At 72.3% G+C, this 16983-nt stretch carries 16 protein-coding genes; 6 read left to right on the top strand and 10 right to left on the bottom strand.

Annotated features, from left to right (window positions below; translation table 11 throughout):
* Window positions 1–38 precede the first annotated feature (38 nt).
* The 4 genes from ACN20J_RS13005 to ACN20J_RS12990 form a co-directional block, all read right to left on the bottom strand.
* Window positions 39–1088: an aminotransferase class V-fold PLP-dependent enzyme gene (locus ACN20J_RS13005; RefSeq protein WP_419665931.1), complete on the bottom strand. Its 1050-nt coding sequence runs from the start codon at window positions 1086–1088 to the stop codon at window positions 39–41.
* Between the two features lie 107 nt (window positions 1089–1195).
* Window positions 1196–1909 carry a DsbA family oxidoreductase gene (locus tag ACN20J_RS13000; RefSeq protein ID WP_189840562.1) on the bottom strand — a complete coding sequence of 238 codons (714 nt, stop codon included), beginning with the start codon at window positions 1907–1909 and terminating at the stop codon, window positions 1196–1198.
* Between the two features lie 74 nt (window positions 1910–1983).
* Window positions 1984–2499 (bottom strand): GNAT family N-acetyltransferase, encoded by a 516-nt coding sequence (locus ACN20J_RS12995; protein WP_419665930.1) that lies wholly within the window; start codon window positions 2497–2499, stop codon window positions 1984–1986.
* A gap of 276 nt (window positions 2500–2775) precedes the next feature.
* Window positions 2776–3822: a pyridoxal-phosphate-dependent aminotransferase family protein gene (locus ACN20J_RS12990; protein ID WP_419665929.1), complete on the bottom strand. Its 1047-nt coding sequence runs from the start codon at window positions 3820–3822 to the stop codon at window positions 2776–2778.
* A gap of 205 nt (window positions 3823–4027) precedes the next feature.
* On the opposite strand from ACN20J_RS12990, the gene ACN20J_RS12985 reads away from it, so the two are divergent.
* The 5 genes from ACN20J_RS12985 to ACN20J_RS12965 all read left to right on the top strand — a co-directional run bounded on the left by ACN20J_RS12985 (window position 4028) and on the right by ACN20J_RS12965 (window position 8934).
* Window positions 4028–4876, top strand: a complete 849-nt coding sequence (locus ACN20J_RS12985) for a transporter substrate-binding domain-containing protein (RefSeq protein ID WP_189840565.1) — start codon at window positions 4028–4030, stop codon at window positions 4874–4876.
* Window positions 4873–5706, top strand: a complete 834-nt coding sequence (locus ACN20J_RS12980) for an amino acid ABC transporter permease (RefSeq protein ID WP_189840566.1) — start codon at window positions 4873–4875, stop codon at window positions 5704–5706. The genes ACN20J_RS12985 and ACN20J_RS12980 overlap by 4 nt, the downstream gene beginning before the upstream one ends.
* Window positions 5703–6515: an amino acid ABC transporter ATP-binding protein gene (locus tag ACN20J_RS12975; RefSeq protein ID WP_308437150.1), complete on the top strand. Its 813-nt coding sequence runs from the start codon at window positions 5703–5705 to the stop codon at window positions 6513–6515. Before ACN20J_RS12980 ends, ACN20J_RS12975 begins: the two co-directional genes overlap by 4 nt.
* 87 nt (window positions 6516–6602) lie before the next feature.
* On the top strand, window positions 6603–7697 hold the full coding sequence (locus tag ACN20J_RS12970; RefSeq protein WP_189840567.1) for an amidohydrolase family protein: 1095 nt from the start codon (window positions 6603–6605) through the stop codon (window positions 7695–7697).
* Between the two features lie 328 nt (window positions 7698–8025).
* Window positions 8026–8934 (top strand): SCO1860 family LAETG-anchored protein, encoded by a 909-nt coding sequence (locus ACN20J_RS12965; RefSeq protein WP_419665928.1) that lies wholly within the window; start codon window positions 8026–8028, stop codon window positions 8932–8934.
* 362 nt (window positions 8935–9296) lie between these two features.
* On the opposite strand, the gene cobC is transcribed toward ACN20J_RS12965, so the two are convergent.
* The 6 genes from cobC to cobM are packed head-to-tail and all read right to left on the bottom strand — an operon-like array spanning window position 9297 to window position 16067.
* On the bottom strand, window positions 9297–10463 hold the full coding sequence (cobC, locus tag ACN20J_RS12960; protein ID WP_419665927.1) for an Rv2231c family pyridoxal phosphate-dependent protein CobC: 1167 nt from the start codon (window positions 10461–10463) through the stop codon (window positions 9297–9299).
* Window positions 10453–11397 (bottom strand): sirohydrochlorin chelatase, encoded by a 945-nt coding sequence (locus ACN20J_RS12955; RefSeq protein WP_419665926.1) that lies wholly within the window; start codon window positions 11395–11397, stop codon window positions 10453–10455. The genes cobC and ACN20J_RS12955 overlap by 11 nt, the downstream gene beginning before the upstream one ends.
* Window positions 11394–12083, bottom strand: a complete 690-nt coding sequence (locus ACN20J_RS12950; RefSeq protein ID WP_419668874.1) for a precorrin-8X methylmutase — start codon at window positions 12081–12083, stop codon at window positions 11394–11396. Before ACN20J_RS12950 ends, ACN20J_RS12955 begins: the two co-directional genes overlap by 4 nt.
* A gap of 53 nt (window positions 12084–12136) precedes the next feature.
* A complete protein-coding gene (gene cobJ, locus ACN20J_RS12945) occupies window positions 12137–13819 on the bottom strand; it encodes a precorrin-3B C(17)-methyltransferase (protein WP_419665924.1) in 1683 nt (560 codons plus the stop codon).
* Window positions 13816–15198 carry a precorrin-6y C5,15-methyltransferase (decarboxylating) subunit CbiE gene (gene cbiE / locus ACN20J_RS12940; protein ID WP_419665923.1) on the bottom strand — a complete coding sequence of 461 codons (1383 nt, stop codon included), beginning with the start codon at window positions 15196–15198 and terminating at the stop codon, window positions 13816–13818. The genes cobJ and cbiE overlap by 4 nt, the downstream gene beginning before the upstream one ends.
* Window positions 15195–16067 carry a precorrin-4 C(11)-methyltransferase gene (gene cobM / locus ACN20J_RS12935; protein WP_419665922.1) on the bottom strand — a complete coding sequence of 291 codons (873 nt, stop codon included), beginning with the start codon at window positions 16065–16067 and terminating at the stop codon, window positions 15195–15197. Before cobM ends, cbiE begins: the two co-directional genes overlap by 4 nt.
* A 161-nt stretch (window positions 16068–16228) precedes the next feature.
* Between cobM and ACN20J_RS12930 the strand changes: the two genes are divergently transcribed.
* Entirely contained in the window at window positions 16229–16957 is a 729-nt protein-coding gene (locus ACN20J_RS12930) for a ZIP family metal transporter (protein ID WP_055613083.1), read from the top strand.
* Window positions 16958–16983 lie beyond the last annotated feature (26 nt).

Below are 16983 nucleotides of genomic sequence, written 5' to 3'. Positions count from 1 at the left end.
TAGCGTCCCCGCGGACCCCGCGCCAGTGGGACGCGCAATCAGCCCGACAGGACGTCCAGCAGACGATCGACATCCGCGGCCGTGTTGTACAGGTGGAACGCGGCCCTCAAGTTGCCCGCACGGTCCGAGACTTCGATGCCCGCCCGGCTCAACTCCGGCTGCCTGTGGCCGAGTCCGGGCACGGAGACGATCGCCGAGCCCGGCGCCGGAACGGGCTCCTGCCCCAGTTCGGCCAAGCCCGCGCGGAAGCGGTCGGCGAGAGCGAGGTCATGGGCGTGCACGGTGTCCACACCCAACTCCTCGATCAGCTCCAGCGAGTGGCGGGCGCCCGCGTACGAGAACAGGCTCGGGCTCTCGTCGAACCGCCGTGCGGAGTGGGCGAGTTCCTCGACCGGCCCGTAACAGCTGTCCCAGGGGTGCTCTCCCGCGACCCAGCCCGCGAAGATCGGGTTCAGTCCTCCCAGGTCCTCCGGAACGACCAGGAAAGCCACGCCCCGCGGGCAGACGAGCCACTTGAAGGCGACGGAGGACACATAGTCGTACGCGTCCGCGTCGACGGGCAGCCATCCGGTGGCCTGGGACGCGTCGATGTACGTACGGGCCCCGTGTTCGCTCGCGGCCTCGCGCAGTGCCGGCAGATCGACGATCCGGCCGTCCGCGGACTGCGCGGCGCTGACCGCGACGAGCGCGGTGCCGGGGCGCACCGATTCAGAGATCCGCTCCAGCGGCACGGTGCGCACCTTGAGGTCGCTGCGCACGTGGAAGGGGTTCACCACGGAGGTGAAGTCGGCCTCGGCGGTGAGGACTTCGGCGCCCTCGGGCAGCGAGGCGGCGATCAGTCCGCTGTACACGGCGACGGAGGCCCCGGCCGCGACACGGCGGTCCGGGACTCCGACGAGACGGGCGAAGGAGGCACGGGCCGCCTCCACGTCGGCGAACATGTCCTGCGACTGCCCGGCCGCCACGGACTCGACGCCGGCCCGCATGGCGTCGACCGCGCGGGCCGGGAGCAGCCCGGTGCTCGCGGTGTTGAGATAGGTGCTCTTCGCGGCGAACTCGGCTCGGACGAGGGTCTCGAAGGTCTCCATGGGACCACTCTGCGGCCCGGGGATCTCCCCGTCCATTGCCGACTTCTACGTGGTTTCGCCAAGCAACGCTTATGGATCCGCCCCGACCTGCGCTTTTGCCGTCCCGGTCAGTTCTGCGGGACCGCGCATCCGTCGGGGCCGCACGCCTCGGCGTCGTCCTGCTGGATCAGCTTGAGCGGCGAGTGGCTGCCCCACGCCTGCTCCAGGGCCTGCGCGAAGACCTCGGCGGGCTGGGCGCCGGAGACGCCGTACTTCCGGTCCAGGACGAAGAACGGCACGCCGTTCGCGCCCAGCTCGGCCGCCTCGCGCTCGTCGGCGCGGACCTCGTCGGCGTACGCGGCCGGGTCGGCGAGCACCTTGCGGGCCTCGTCGGCGTCGAGCCCGGCGGAGACGGCCAGCTCCACCAGCCGCTCGTCGTCGCCGAAGACGGACCGCTCCTCGGCGAAGTTCGCCTTGTAGAAGAGCTGGATCAGCTCGTCCTGCCGGCCCCGCTCCTTGGCGAGGTGCAGCAACCGGTGCATGTCGAAGGTGTTGCCGTGGTCGCGGCCCTGGGTTCGGTACTCCAGACCCTCGGCGGCGGCCTGCGTGCCGAGGTTCTCCTCGCCCGCCCGCGCCTGTGCCTCGCTCATCCCGTACTTCTTGGTGAGCATCTTGATCACCGGCTGGATGTCGGTCTTGCCGCGCCCCGGGTCGAGCTCGAAGGAGCGGTGCACCACCTCGATGTCGTCGCGGTGCGGGAAGGCGTCGAGCGCCTTCTCGAAGCGGGCCTTGCCCACGTAGCACCACGGGCAGGCGATGTCGCTCCAGATCTCGACGCGCATGTCTTCGGCTCTTTCGGCTCGTACGGACACGGAGGCACCCTCCGCTCAGTCCGTGAACGTTCAATTGCCTCGGTTCATTCCCGGGCGGAGGCCGTGCCCACGGCGTAGCGCAGGGCGAGATGGTGATCGCCCGCGAGCGGTGGACTATCCGGGTCCGGCACCCAGCCGCGGCGGGTGTAGAAGTCCCGGGCCCGCTCGTTGTCCACGTGCACGTCGAGCGTCGCGGTCCGCCTGCCGTCGGCCCGCCACTGCTCCACGCACTCGGCGTGCAGGGCGGTTCCGAGGCCCGTGCGCCAGTGGGCGGGGTCGACGTGCAACTGGAACAGCTGGACGGTGTCGGAGGGCGCGCCTTCCGCGGTGCGGAACGAGGCGATGGCCACGATGCGACCCTCGTGGACCGTGCAGAGCACGTGTCCGTCGGGGCGCTCGATGGCGCGGCGCCAGGCCTCGACCCAGTCCGTGCCGTCCTGGGGCGTCCCGGCCGGGTAGTACGTCGCCCGTGCGCGGGAGTGCAGGTCGGCGATGGTCTCCGCCTCTGCCGACAGCACGGTTCTCGTCACTCGGCGGCCGGTCACACGGTTTCTGATCATGCCGGTCATGCCGCGAAGGACGCGGGGTGCCTCCGGCGTGGTTCCTTGGGGGTGCGGGTTCGTATTGGGTTGGGGTGCGCGGTTCCTCGCGCCCCTGGGTGGGTGGGGGTTGGCGTGGTTTGTTCGGTGCGGGTTCGTTTCAGCTGGGTGCGCGGTTCCTCGCGCCCCTGAAAAGTGGGCCTGCGCCTCTGGAAAAGTGGGCCTGCGCCCCTGGCCTTTGTCTTTTAGGGGCGCGAGGAACCGCGCACCCAGCCCTTAGCCCGCCCGCAGGTGAAATCAGGCCTCGGTCAGCGCCGTACGCAGTGCCGAAAGGGAGGACTGGACGGCGTCCAGGGTTGCCGCGGGGCCGTAGTGGTTGACCCGGATCATCTCCTTGGCCAGGGCGCCGCCACCCGCGGCGAGCGGCAGCGAGGGGTCGGCGGCCAACGCCCTGGCCACCAACCCGGAGGCGTCGACCCCCTCCGGGGTCCGCAACGTCGTAGCGACCGGAGCCGCCGCAGAGGCCTCGTACACGTAGGGCTCGAACCCGGTGCCCAGCGCGCGCACCCCCTCCCGGGTCGCGGCGGCAGCCGCCGCGTGGCGGGACATCACCGTGTCGAGCCCCTCCTCCTCGATACGGAGCACACACGCCTCCAGCGCGAGCATCTCCAACTGGGCCGGAGCGTGCAGAAGTGCCCGCCGACCGCCGTCGATCCAGCGCTCCTTCCAGTCCAGGAGGGAGAGGTAGGAGCGGCGCGGAGCCTGCGGGTTGGCGGCCATCCGGGCCCAGGCGCGCGAGCTCACCGAGACCGCGGAGACCCCGGCCGGCCCGCCCATCGCCTTCTGGGCGCCGATCACACACAGGTCCACGCCCCACGCGTCCGGCAGCACCGGCTCCGCGCCGATCGACGCCACCGCGTCCAGGTAGAACAGCGCACCGTGCGCCCGTACGACCTCGCCGATCTCCGCGACCGGGTTGGTGTTGCCGGTGGCCGCCTCCGCGTGGACGAGGGAGACGAAGTCGATCTCGGGGTGCTCGGCGAAGGCCTCCTGGATCTGCGCGGCCGTGACCGCCGTGTGGAAGGGGACGGCCAGGTCGTACACCGTCGCGCCGCAGTCCCTCAGCCAGTCGCCGAACGTCTGCCCGTACGGACCGGTGATCACGTTGAGAGCCGTCGTGCCGGGCCCCGCGGCGCCGCGAATGGCTCCCTCCAGCGGCAGCAGCGCCTCGCCCTGGGTGATCAGGACGTCCTGTTCGGTGGAGAGCAGCCGCGCCACGCGGTCCTCGATCGACGCGAAGTGCGCGGCGCTCAGCGGCGCCAGGTCCAGGAGGGGATGGGTCACAGCAGTGCTCTCTTCGTTTACGGATAGCGCTGTTCACGGATGGCGCTCACGGGGTAGACGCACACGAGCGTAACGGGCGGGTCCCCGCCCGCCCCACCGACGACTTCTGAGGCCGGACGGCTCAACCGCCATGGGAATGGTTTGAGAGCCTCAAACCTTTCCTTATAATCAGAAGCCACAGTTCCCCCACAGGAGGTCAACCCCCGTGAAGATGGTCCTCGGGCGCCGGTCCCGCATCCTGGCCGCCACCACCGCGACGGCCGGGCTGCTGCTCGTCGCAGGCTGTTCTTCGGACGACGACGGGGGCAAGAAGACCACCGCGAACGGGGTCGAGCTGGTGAAGGGCGGACAGCTCACCACCTGCACGCACCTGCCGTACCCGCCGTTCCAGTCGGAGATCGACGGCAAGGTGCAGGGCTTCGACGTCTCGATCATCGACCTGGTCGCCAAGGACCTGGGCGTGAAGCAGGTGATCCTCGACCAGCCCTTCGAGAACTTCAAGACCGGCGGGTCCCTCAACGCCGGCCAGTGCGACCTCGCCGCGGCCGGCATGACGATCACCGACGAGCGCAAGAAGAACGTCGACTTCTCCGACCCGTACTTCGAGGCCACCCAGGCCGTCCTGGCCGACAAGAAGAGCGGCATCTCCTCCCTCGCGGACCTCAAGGGCAAGAAGGTCGGCGCCCAGGCGCAGACCACCGGCGAGGAGTTCGCGAAGAGCAAGGGGCTCGACCCGGTCTCCTTCGAGTCCTCCGACGCGCTCCTCAACGGCCTGCGCACCGGCCAGGTCAAGGCCGTCGTCATCGACTACCCGGTCGTCCAGGGCTGGCTGAAGGACAAGGCCAACGCGGACGCCTTCGAGGTCGCCGACAACATCAACACCGGTGAGGAGTACGGCGTCACGGTGAAGAAGGGCAACACCAAGCTCGCCGACGCCATCAACAAGGCGCTGGCGGACGCGAAGGCGGACGGCACGTACAAGAAGCTGTACGAGAAGTGGATCGGCCCGTACGACGAGGACGCCGCCTCCGCTTCCCCGTCCGCCGCCTCATGAGTGAGACGGACACCAAGGTCCAGCCACGCAGAAGCGGTCTGACCAGACGTCAGAAGCGGGCCGTGTCGCGGGGCGTCCAGTACGCGGTGTTCGTCGCCGCGCTGGTCGCCTTCGCGGTCACGGCCGACTGGGAGCAGCTGCAGAACCAGTTCGCCCAGGTCGACCTGGCCGAGCGGATGTTCCCGGACATCATCACGCTGGCGCTGAAGAACACCGTCCTCTACACGGTGTCCGGCTTCGTCTTCGGCCTCGCCCTCGGCGTGGTCGTCGCCCTGATGCGGCTCTCCTCCGTGGGGCCGTACCGCTGGCTGGCCGGTATCTACATCGAGATCTTCCGCGGGCTGCCCGCCCTGCTGATCTTCATCTTCGTGGGCGTCGCCGTGCCGTTGGCGTTCCCCGGCACGGAGATCCCCGGCGGCACGTACGGAAAGGTCGCGCTCGCGCTCGGCCTCGTCGCCGCCGCGTACATGGCGGAGACGATCCGCGCGGGCATCCAGGCCGTGCCCAAGGGGCAGATGGAGGCGGCCCGTTCGCTGGGCTTCTCGCATGCCCGGGCCATGGTCTCGATCATCATTCCGCAGGCGTTCCGGATCGTGATCCCGCCGCTCACCAACGAGTTGGTGCTCCTCTTCAAGGACTCCTCGCTGGTGCTGTTCCTCGGGGTCACGCTGGAGGAGCGCGAACTCTCCAAGTTCGGCCGCGACCTGGCCAGCGAGACCGCCAACTCGACACCCATCCTGGTGGCGGGCCTGTGCTATCTGCTGGTCACGATCCCGCTCGGTTTCGTCGTACGCCGCCTTGAGGCGAAGGCCGGGGAGGCCACCAAGTGAGCACTACGAGCAGTCCGGACCTCACGAAGGACGCGAGCGGCACGCCGGAGATCCAGGTCCGCGGCCTGCACAAGTCGTTCGGCGACAACGAAGTGCTGCGCGGCATCGACCTGGAGGTCCGCTCCGGCGAGGTCGTGTGCGTCATCGGCCCCTCCGGCTCCGGCAAGTCCACGCTCCTGCGCTGCGTGAACCTCCTCGAAGAGCCCACCAAGGGCCAGGTCTTCGTCGGCGGCACCGAAGTGACCCACCCGGACGTGGACATCGACGCCGTACGCCGCCGGATCGGCATGGTGTTCCAGCAGTTCAACCTCTTCCCGCACCTGACGGTGACCGAGAACCTCACGCTGCCGCAGCGCCGGGTGCTCGGCCGCGACAAGGAGGCGGCCTCGAAGGTCGCCGCCGAGAACCTCCGGCGCGTCGGCCTCTCCGAGAAGGCGGACGCGTACCCCGCCTCCCTCTCCGGCGGCCAGCAGCAGCGCGTCGCCATCGCCCGCGCGCTCGCCATGGGCCCCGAGGTGATGCTCTTCGACGAGCCCACCTCCGCCCTCGACCCGGAGCTGGTGGGAGACGTACTCGCCGTCATGCGCATGCTCGCGCGCGAGGGCATGACGATGATGGTCGTCACCCACGAGATGACCTTCGCCCGCGAGGTCGCCGACCGCGTCGTCTTCATGGACGCCGGCGTGATCGTCGAGGACGGCACCCCGGCCCAGGTGATCGGCAACCCGACCCACGAGCGGACCCGCCACTTCCTGTCCCGCCTTCTGGACCCGGCGATGGCGGACGTGGAGGAGGACAGCGCCCCGTAGGGGCGCGGGGCTGTATCGATTTGCGGCTCCGCCGCCTGGGCGCAACCAGCCACAGCCAACCCGTGGTCGCCGAACTAAAGTGCACTCATGAGTGATCAGGCGGCGGTACTGCACGTAAAGGGCCGTGTACTCATCGGCCCCGACGACATCCGGGACGAGCTCTGGATCGTCGGCGGCAGAATCACCTACGAGCGCCCACCAGGCGCCCGTGACATCCGCACAGTCAACGGCTGGGCCCTGCCCGGACTGGTGGACGCCCACTGCCACGTGGGCCTCGGCCCCGGCGGCCCAGTCGCAGACGACATCGCGGAGAAGCAGGCCCTGACCGACCGCGAGGCCGGCACCCTGCTCATCCGCGACGCGGGCTCGCCGACCGACACCCGCTGGATCGACGACCGCGCGGACCTCCCGAAGATCATCAGGGCGGGCCGCCACATCGCCCGCACCCGCCGCTACATCCGCGGCTTCGCCCACGAGATCGAGCCGGACGACCTCGTCGCGTACGTCGCCCAGGAAGCCCGCCGGGGCGACGGCTGGGTAAAGCTCGTGGGGGACTGGCTCAACCGTGAGACGGGCGACCTCGGCGCCTGCTGGCCCCGCGCCGAGGTCGAGGCGGCGATCGCCGAGGCACACCGGCTGGGCGCCCGGGTCACCGCGCACTGCTTCGCCGAGGACTCCCTGCGGGACCTGGTGGAGGCGGGCATCGACTGCATCGAGCACGCCACGGGCCTGACCGATGACACCATCCCGCTCTTCGCCGAACGCGGCGTCGCCATCGTCCCGACCCTCGTCAACATCGCCACCTTCCCGCAGCTCGCGGCCGGTGGCGAGGCCAAGTTCCCCCAGTGGTCGGCGCACATGCGGCGGCTGCACGAGCGTCGCTACGACACCGTGCGCGCCGCGTACGACGCCGGTGTCCCCGTGTTCGTCGGCACCGACGCGGGCGGCACGCTCGCGCACGGACTGGTGGCGGGCGAGGTCGCCGAGCTGGTGACCGCCGGAATCCCGCCCGTCGAGGCGCTGTCGGCGACGGCGTGGGGCGCCCGGGCCTGGCTGGGACGGCCCGGCCTGGACGAGGGAGCACCGGCCGACCTCGTCGTGTACGAGGGAGACCCGCGGGCGGACGTACGGGTGCTGGCGGCGCCCCGACGGGTGGTGCTGAACGGCAAGGTCGTCGGCTAGGACCTGCGTTGACAGAACGTAACCATCCGCCCGGCCCGCTCGTTATGCACTTCCGCGCATGCTCCGGCGCGTTCGAGCCGGTTCGGGCATCCGGGTGGAGATGAGGAACGCACGTGCCGAGTGATTCGAAGAAGCGCACGGAAACTCCACGTATGAGTGAACTCCCGTCAGCTTGCTGACTGTTCACTCTCCGTGCGTAAGGATTCCCGCATCGACGCCGTCGGTGCTGCTCCCCACAGGTCCCCGTGCGTGGAGCGTCCGGCGGCGTCGCGTCTCCAGTTCTGTCTCCCGTGGGGGTCCCACCACCTTGAACAGCAACGCTTTCCGCATGCCCGCACGCATGCCCGCGCGCATGCCCGCACGCAGGTTCGCCGCCACCGCGGCGGCCACCGTCCTGGCCGCAGGTCCCGCGGCCCTGGCCGGCGCGGGCCCGGCCCACGCGACCGACGACCACGGCCGCGCCAGTGCCGTGGTCCTGCGCACCGGGCTCGACGTCTCCCTGCTTAACAAGTCCGTGAACGTCCCGCTCACGGTCTCGCTCAACGACGTACAGGCGCCGGACAGCGCCGAAAAGACCGCGCTCACCGCCAAGTTGGACGGAGTCGACGGCGGGCAGCCGTTCACCGTGCTGGGCGCGGAGGTCGCCCGGTCGAGCGCGAAGGTCTCCGCGAAGAAGGCCGAGGGCTCGGTGACCCTCGCCCATGCCAAGGTGCATGTGCCGGGGCTGCCCCTGCTGTCCCTCATCGAGATCGAGCAGGTCAGCGCGAAGGCGGTCTGCGCGGCGGGCGAGAAGCCGGTCGCCACCGCCAATCCGCTGGGCGCGGTGACGGTCCTCGGCAAGAAGACCACGGTGACCGCCGGTGGCCCGACCGAGGTGAAGGTGCCCGGCGTCGGCGAGGTGCGCCTGGACCTGGCGTCGACCCGCACCACCTCGCGTACGGCCGCGGCCACCGCGCTCCAACTCAAGGTCTCCATCAACCCGTTGAAGCTGAACGTCGCCGAGGTCGAGGGCACGATCACCCTCGCCGAGGCCACCTGCGAGGCACCGGCCGCACCCGCGTCCGCCGACCCCGTCGAGCCCGCGACCGAGGTGAAGCCGCAGGGCGCGCCCGCCGAGGAGGCCAACCTCGCCGAGACCGGCGGCAGTTCGGCGACACCGTACGTTGCCGCGGGCGCGGTCGCCCTGCTGGCGGCGGGCGGCGGAGCGGTCGTACTGGCCCGCCGCAAGAGGGGCTGAGCACACCCTCGACGGCCCGGACGGCCCAGGCGGCCCGGCGGCCTGGACGGCCCGTCGGCCCGGACGGGCTAGGCGGCCTGGACGGGCTAGGCGGCCCAGGCGCGCGAACTCCTCGGTGGCAGAGGGAAGTTCGCGCGCCCGGCGCCCGTACAGGCGAACGCGCCCACCGCGCCGGCATCCGGCGGCGCACCGCGCACCGCGCCCGCATCCGTCGTCGGTGCCACGAGGGCCCGGAGGCGCATAGCCCGGGCGACTCCCGCGCTGCGGGGCAATGTGCCACCCGCGCCGCAGCACGGGATTCGCCCGGGCAACACGCCACCCGCGCCGGCTCAGGAGTCCCGTCAGGCGCGGTGGTGTCCGCGTCAGCGGTCCCGCAGGCTGAGGGCCTGGTCCAGGGCCTGGAGGAAGCGGTTGACCGTCGCGCGGTCGCGCACCGCCAGGCGCAGCCAGGTGTCGTCGAGGCCCGGGAAGGTGTCGCCGCGCCGCACGGCGAAGCCCAGTCGGCGCAGCCGGGCACGGACGGCCGCCGCCCCGGGGAGCCCGATGAGGACGAACGGCGCCTCCGCGGGCTCCGCTACCAGGACGCCGTCGGAGGCGAACTCCCTCAGCCCGGCGACCAGATGGGCCCGGTCGATCGCGACGTGACGGGCCGCGTGCTCCTGTTCTGCCAGTGCCCGCGGGGTCATACAGGCCTCGGCGGCGGCGAGCGCGGGCGTGGACACCGGCCAGAGCGGCTGGGCCCGTTCGAGCTCGGTGATCGTCTCGGGGGAGGCCAGGACGTACCCGATGCGCAGCCCCGCGAGGCCCCACGTCTTGGTGAGGCTGCGCAGCACCACCAGACCCGGCACGTCCGTACGACCCGCGAGGGTTTCCCGCTCGTCCGGTACCGCGTCCATGAACGCCTCGTCGACCACCAACGTCCGCCCTGGACGGGCGAGTTCGGCGATCAGGGCGGCCGGGTGGAGGACGGACGTCGGGTTGGTCGGGTTGCCGATCACGACCAGGTCCGCGTCCTCGGGGACGGCCGACGGGTCGAGCCGGAAGCCGTCCTCGGCCCGCAGGAGCACCCGGTCCACGGTGTGCCCCGCGTCCCGCAGAGCCGCCTCCGGCTCGGTGAACTGCGGGTGCACGACGACGGGTTGACGGACCTTCAGAGCGCGGGCCAGCAGTACGAAGGCCTCGGCCGCGCCCGCCGTGAGCAGCACCCGCTCCACGGGCAGCCCGTGCCGCGCCGCCACCGCGGCCCGCGCGGCCCGCCCGTCCGGGTAGGCGGCGAGCCCGGTCAGCGACCCGGCGATCCGCTCGCGCAGCCAGGCCGGCGGAGTGTCCGCGCGGACGTTCACCGCGAGGTCGACGAGCGCCGAGCCGTCGTCGCGCACCTCGGCGTCGCCGTGGTGCCGGAGGTCGTGCCCGTCACCGTGTCCGCCGGAGCCTGGTCCGCCGGTGGCCCGTGCCCCGACGCCCTGTCCGCCGTCGCCGGGGCCGTAGCGTCCGCCCGGGCCGTCTCTGTCGTCCCTCTCAGTGTGCATGGGAGGGTGCGTGGCCGTCGTGGTGGTGATGCCCGTGGTGGTGCCCGTCGTGGTGGTGATCGTCGTCGTCCGGGTGGAAGTGCGGCTGCTGGGGGAGCCCCACCTTGTCCTCGAACCCGGGCAGCGCGATGCGGTAGACGCACGAGTCGCAGTTCATCCGCAGATCACCCTCGACCGCCTCCCGATAGCGCTCCATGACCAGGTCGAGCAACTCCGGCTCCGGCCCGATGACATCGGCGGAGACCACGTCGACCTCCGGATGCGCGGCGGCCCACCCCTCGGTCTGCTGCCGCACCCGGTCCGGGAGGATACCCGTGAACAGGAAGTAGGGGAGCACCACGATCCGGCGTGCGCCCAGCTTCACACAGCGGTCCAGGCCCGACGGCACGTCCGGCGCGGCCAGCGACACGAACGCCGTCTCCACGCCCGCGTACCCCCGCCCCTCCCACAACAGCCGTGCCGCCTTGAGCACTTCGGCGTTGGCGTCCGGGTCGGTCGAGCCGCGCCCGACGAGCAGCACGGTCACCTCGGCACGGTCCGCGGGGGTCCGCGCCGAACCGCCGAGCGCCTCGTCGAGCCTCCGCTCCAGCACCGTCAGCAGCGCCGGGTGGGGGCCCAGCGGACGCCCGTACGTGTACGAGATCCCGGGGTGCCGCTCCTTCTCGCGGGTCAGCGCGGCCGGGATGTCGCCCTTGGCGTGCCCGGCGGACACCAGCATCAGCGGGACGGCCGCGAACCGGCGCACGCCCTGCTCGACCAGTTCGGTCACGGCGTCGCCGAGCGGCGGCGGGGAGAGCTCGATGAAGCCGCCCGCGACGGGCAGTCCGGGGTTGCGGCGGCCCAGTTCCCGTACGAAGTCGCGGAAGGCCTCGGCACCCGCGTCGTCCCGGGTGCCGTGTCCGGCGATGAGCAGGGCGGGGGCGGGGGTGGTCACGATTTCTCCTTGGACTTGGACGGGGAACCGGCCCGGGACTCGGCCTCGGGCGCGGGGTGGGACTCGGCCCGGGGCACAGGGGCCACGGAAGGGGACGCGGGATGGGACACGGGGTGGTACAGCAGGGCGTTGAGCGCGGCGGCGGCGACCGCCGAACCGCCCTTCTCGGACACGTTGCTCACGGCGGGCAGCCCGCTCTCGCGCAGCGCGGCCTTGGACTCCGCCGCGCCGACGAAACCGACGGGCAGCCCGATGACGAGCGCCGGGGCGGCGTCCAGGGTGAGGAGCTCCTCCAGCGCGGTCGGGGCGCAGCCGATCACCCAGAGCGCGCCTGGCCCGACCTGCTCGTACGCGAGCCGGATGGCGTGGGCCGAACGGGTCAGCCCCGGACCGGACACGGCGTCCTTGAGACGGCACACGGTGTCGCGCCGGGTGATGCCCGCGGCGACCATCTCCACGTCCACGACGACGGGCGCCCCGTCGTGCAGCGCCCGGTGTGCCTTCTCAAGGGCGGCCTCGTCGGTCACCAGATCGCTCGCGTAGTCGAGGTCGGCCGCGGAGTGGATCACCCGCTCCACGACGGCCCGGGTCAGCGGCGGGAAGTGCGAGGTGTCCAGGCGGGCCCGCAGCCGCCGGAAGGACTCCTGCTCGATGGGGTGCACGACCCGGGTTTCGGGGTCCGTGATGCGGGTCCCGGGGTCCGCGACCCCGCTCTCCGGGAACACCCGGCTCACTGCGCTCACTTGGGCTCCTCCTGCCAGCGGTAGCCGCGGGGCGTCACCATGCGGCCGGCGATCTCACGGGTCGCCGTGTTGCCCACGGTCACCACCGTCATCATGTCCACCGTCGCCGGGTCGAGTCCCGCGAGGGTGGTGACACGGCTGGATTCGTCCGGCCGCGAGGCGTTGCGCACGACTCCCACAGGCGTCGTCGGCTTCCGGTGCCCGGCGAGAATGGTGAGCGCCTTGGGGAGCTGCCAGTCGCGGCCCCGGCTGCGCGGGTTGTAGAAGGTGACGACCAGGTCGGCCTCGGCCGCCGCGCGCACCCGGCGCTCGATGACCTCCCACGGTGTGTGCAGGTCGGAGAGGCTGATCGACACATGGTCGTGGCCCAGCGGCGCGCCCAGGATCGCCCCGGCCGCGAGCGCGGCGGTCACCCCGGGCACCCCGACCACGTCGATGTCGTCGGACGCCTCCGCGAGCGCGGGCGACGCCATCGCGTACACCCCCGCGTCACCGCTGCCGATCAGCGCGACCGCCTGCCCGAGCCGGGCCTCGGTCACGGCGGTCCTGGCCCGCTCCTCCTCGGCCCCGAGCCCCGACTCCAGGATCCGGGTGCCCGGCAGGAGCAGGTCGCGGATCTGGTCGACGTACTGGTCGAGCCCGACGAGCACCGAGGCGCGGCGCAGCTCGTCCTTCGCGCGGGGCGTCAGCAGGTCCCGGGCGCCCGGACCGAGGCCGACCACCGCGAGCCGCCCGCGCCCCGGCCTGCGTACGACCGCGCAGGTCGCCATCGCGGGACTCGCGGCCGACTTGCGCTTGGGGACGAGGAGTTCGCCGCCGCGCAGGAGGGCAGCCGCCTCCGCGACCGACGGGGTGCCGACGGCGGCGAGGGGCGCGTCCGAGGGGTTCGGCACGTCGACCGCCGCCAACTCCTCGGCGCCGTACGTCACCACGGGCACCCCGAGCCGCTCGGCCGCCCCGAGAATGCCGGGCTCCTCGGCCTTGGCGTCCACGGTGGCGAGCTCGGCGACGGACTTCACCGAAAGACCGGCGTCCCGCAGCGCGTCCTCGATGAGCCCGAGCACTTCGTCGACGGGGGCACCCTTGGAGGCGCCGACGCCGACGACGAGGGAGGGCGGCCGGAGCACGACCTCGCGCTCGTTCGGCTCAACAGCCTTGTCGCTGACGCGAATTGAGTAAGCCCCGGTCTCGGCGACCCGCAGCGGCGGCAGCGGCCAGGCCAACTCGGCGTTCAGCGCGACCGGTTCCCCGTCCAGCATGGCCCGGGACACCCCCGCCACATCCCCTTCGACCGGCAGGCCGAGCGTGTCGAGCCCCGGCACACCCACGGAGTCGGTCGCCGTCGTCACGACAGGCTCCGCACCGAGCAACTCGCCCACCTCGCGGGCGAGTTCATTCGCTCCGCCGCCGTGGCCCCCGACCAGGGACACCGCGAACCGGCCGCCCTCGTCGACGCACACGATCCCCGGATCGGACGCCTTGTCGATGAGCAGCGGCGCGACGAGCCGCACCACGGCCCCCGTGGCGAGAAAGCACACGAGCTGCTCACACTCCGCGAAGGCCCGCCGCACGGCATCCCCCACGGGGCCCTCGTACACGCGGGTACGGCCCGGCCAGGCCGAGGCCACCCGCCGACAGCCCGCCGAACCGGCGGCCGTCGCGGAAATCAGGCCGATCACTGAGCAACTCCTTCGCTGCGTGCCGGAGGCCGGACGCCCCACAGCAGGAAAACGGGATTGGTGGCCGCGAGCCGGGTGACATCCCCAGGCAGCGGCGCCAGCCGGGACGACTGCAGCAGTACGCCGTCACAGTCGAGCCCGGCCGCGACGAGCGCGTCCCGGACCGCCGGAACCCGGTCGAGGGCGGCCATCGCCACGACGACCGACCGCCGAGCCCGCCGGGCACAGGCGGTCACGATGGCGGGCAGTTCCCGGCCGCCCCCGCCGATGAACACGGCGTCGGGGTCGGGCAGGTCGGACAGCACGGTCGGCGCGGCGCCGTGCACGGCGGTCACGTCGACCCCGTGCGCGGCGGCGTTGGCGCGGACCCGCTCCACCCCGTCCAGGGTCTTCTCCACCGCGGTCACGGCGGCCCCGAGCCGTGCGCACTCCACGGCGACCGAGCCGGAGCCCGCGCCGATGTCCCACACATGCTCACCGAGCCGCGGCCCGAGCCGGGCCAGCGCCAGCGCCCGCACCTCGAACTTGGTGATCATCGAGTCTCGGTGGGTGAACTCGCTTTCCTCCAGAGCCCATTGGGCGGGCCCGGGCGGCGGTCCCGCGATCGCACGCATGGGGGAGAGGACGCGAGTCTCGTCGAGACAGAGCACGACGCTCACCGCCGGTCCCCAGTCCCGGGCGGCGGCCTCGGCGGGCGTGACCCGCTCGACGCGCTCTCGCTCCCCGGAGTGAGTGACGGAGCCCGCGGCCGGGGCGGATCCGGTGCCGGTGCCAGCGCCCGAGCCCGAGGAGGCACCCGAGCCCGAGGCGGCGCCTGCGTTCAAGGCTGAGGCCGCTCCCGAGTCGGCGCCCGCCCCCAGCGCCGAAGCCACCACCAGCACCCGCCCGCTGGACCGCAGCGCGGCCCCGAGTTCCGCGGGTCCGGAGCCCGGGCCGGTCAGTACCGCCACCTTGGGATGGGCCCGGCAGACGTTCACGGCGGTGCGCAGATCGCGCCCGTGCGCGCTCACGACCACCGCGTCGTCCCAGGTCAGCCCGATCCGCGCGAAGGCGGTGGCGACGGACGAGACCCCCGGATGGACCTCAAGCCGCTCGGCCCCGAAACGCTCGGCGAGGGCCCTGACGATCCCGAAGAACCCGGGGTCTCCGGAGGCCAGCACGACGGCCCGCCCCTGGTCCGCGGGCTTCTCCAGGAACTGCTCGATCGCGTCGAGGGCGGGCGCGAGCGGACCGAGGACGACCCGCTCGGCGGTGTCCGGGATCGTCGTCGCGGCGGCCAGATGGCGCCGGCCACCCACGACGAGCCCCGCCCCGGCCAACGCGGCCCCGGCGTCCGGAGGCAGGGGCGCCCCCGTGCCCGTACCGACGACGGTGATCACGGCGTCACGCCCTGCGCGTCCCGTGGACCCTGCGCATCCTGGGGACTCTGCGTACCCCGCGCGCCCTGCGTCCGCAGCGCCCTGCGGGCCTCGGGGTCCGCCTTGCGGAAGCCGTGGAAGTGGCCGGGGTGGTAGAGGTGCGAGCGAGTGCCGTGCGCGTCGAGGGCCGGGCCGACCAGGAACAGGGTGTGCTTCCAGAGCTTGTGCTCCTTGACGGTCTCCTCCAGTGTGCCGATCGTGCACTTCACGATCAGCTCCTCCGGCCAGGTCGCCTGGTACGCGACCACGACCGGCGTCGACGTCGGATAGCCGCCCTCCAGCAGCTCCCGTACGAGCTGCCCGCTGCGGGCGGCCGACAGGAACAGCGCCATCGTGGTCCCGTGCCGCGCGAACTCCCGTACTTCCTCGCCGGGCGGCATGGGCGTCTTGCCGCCGCCGAGCCGGGTGAGGATCACGGACTGCGCGACCTCGGGGATGGTCAGCTCCCGCTGGGCGAGCGCGGCGACGGCGGAGAAGGAGGAGACACCGGGCACGATCTCGGTCTCGATGCCGATCTCCGCGCACCGGTCGACCTGCTCCTGCGTGCCGCCCCAGAGCGCGGGGTCGCCGGAGTGGATGCGGGCGACCTTCAGCCCGGCCCCGGCGGCCCGCTCGTAGACGGCGACGACGTCCTCCAGCGACATCGTCGCCGAGTCCAGGATCTCCGCCCCCGCGCGTGCGTGTTCGAGGACCTCGGCCTGCACCAGGCTGGCCGCCCAGATCACGACGTCGGCCTCGGCGATGGCGCGCGCGGCACGGAACGTCAACAGGTCGGCGGCACCGGGCCCGGCCCCGACGAAGGTCACCTTGCCGGTGGGGGCATCGGCCATGGGATGGGGTCCTCTCCTACGGATACTGCGGGTAGTGCTGCGGGTAATGCGGGGGTTTTCGGGGGCGCTTCGGGACGTCATCGCACGTATTCCGGAAGCCATGCGGTCTCGGGCGTGCGGCGAACGTGCGTGAACGCGGGTCGATCGGATAGCAAGGGCGTATGGCGGTGTTCGTCGCGCTCGGCGCGTTCCTCATGACGCTGGCCGGCGGCTGGACGGCGCAACGCGTCACCGACCGCCGCCACCTCGTACTCGGTCTGGCAGGCGGCCTGATGCTGGGCGTTGTCGGCCTGGACCTGCTGCCGGAGGCGCTCGACGCGGCCGGCGACGAGATCTTCGGCGTACCGGCCGCGCTGCTGCTCTTCGTGGCGGGCTTCCTGCTGGCCCACCTGGTGGAACGCCTGCTGGCCGTCCGCCAGGCGGCGCACGGCGGGGAGGAACACAACGGCCGCGCGCCCGAGGTGGGCCTGACGGCCGCCGCCGCGATGGTCGGTCACAGCGCGATGGACGGTGTGGCGATCGGTGCGGCCTTCCAGGTCGGCGGCGGCATGGGAGCGGCCGTGGCCGTCGCCGTGATCGCCCACGACTTCGCGGACGGCTTCAACACGTACACGATCACGACCCTGTACGGGAACGCCCGCCGCAAGGCGGTCGCGATGCTGTTCGCGGACGCGGCGGCCCCGGTCGTGGGCGCCGCCTCGACGCTCCTGTTCACGATCCCCGAACATCTGCTCGGCGGCTATCTGGGCTTCTTCGGCGGCGCGCTGCTCTATCTCGCCGCGGCCGAGATCCTCCCGGAGGCCCACCACGAACACCCGGCCCGCTCCACGCTCCTGTGCACGATCGCGGGTGCGGCCTTCATCTGGCTGGTGGTGGGCATCGCGGAGTGAGGCGAGCGGATACAGCCCTCCGACGA

Origin of the sequence: Streptomyces sp. 2-1 (genome assembly GCF_048564895.1) — a bacterium.
Classification (GTDB): Bacteria; Actinomycetota; Actinomycetes; order Streptomycetales; family Streptomycetaceae; genus Streptomyces; species Streptomyces phaeochromogenes.
Note: the sequence above shows the minus strand (reverse complement) of the source record. Positions and strands in the feature narration are given on the sequence as shown.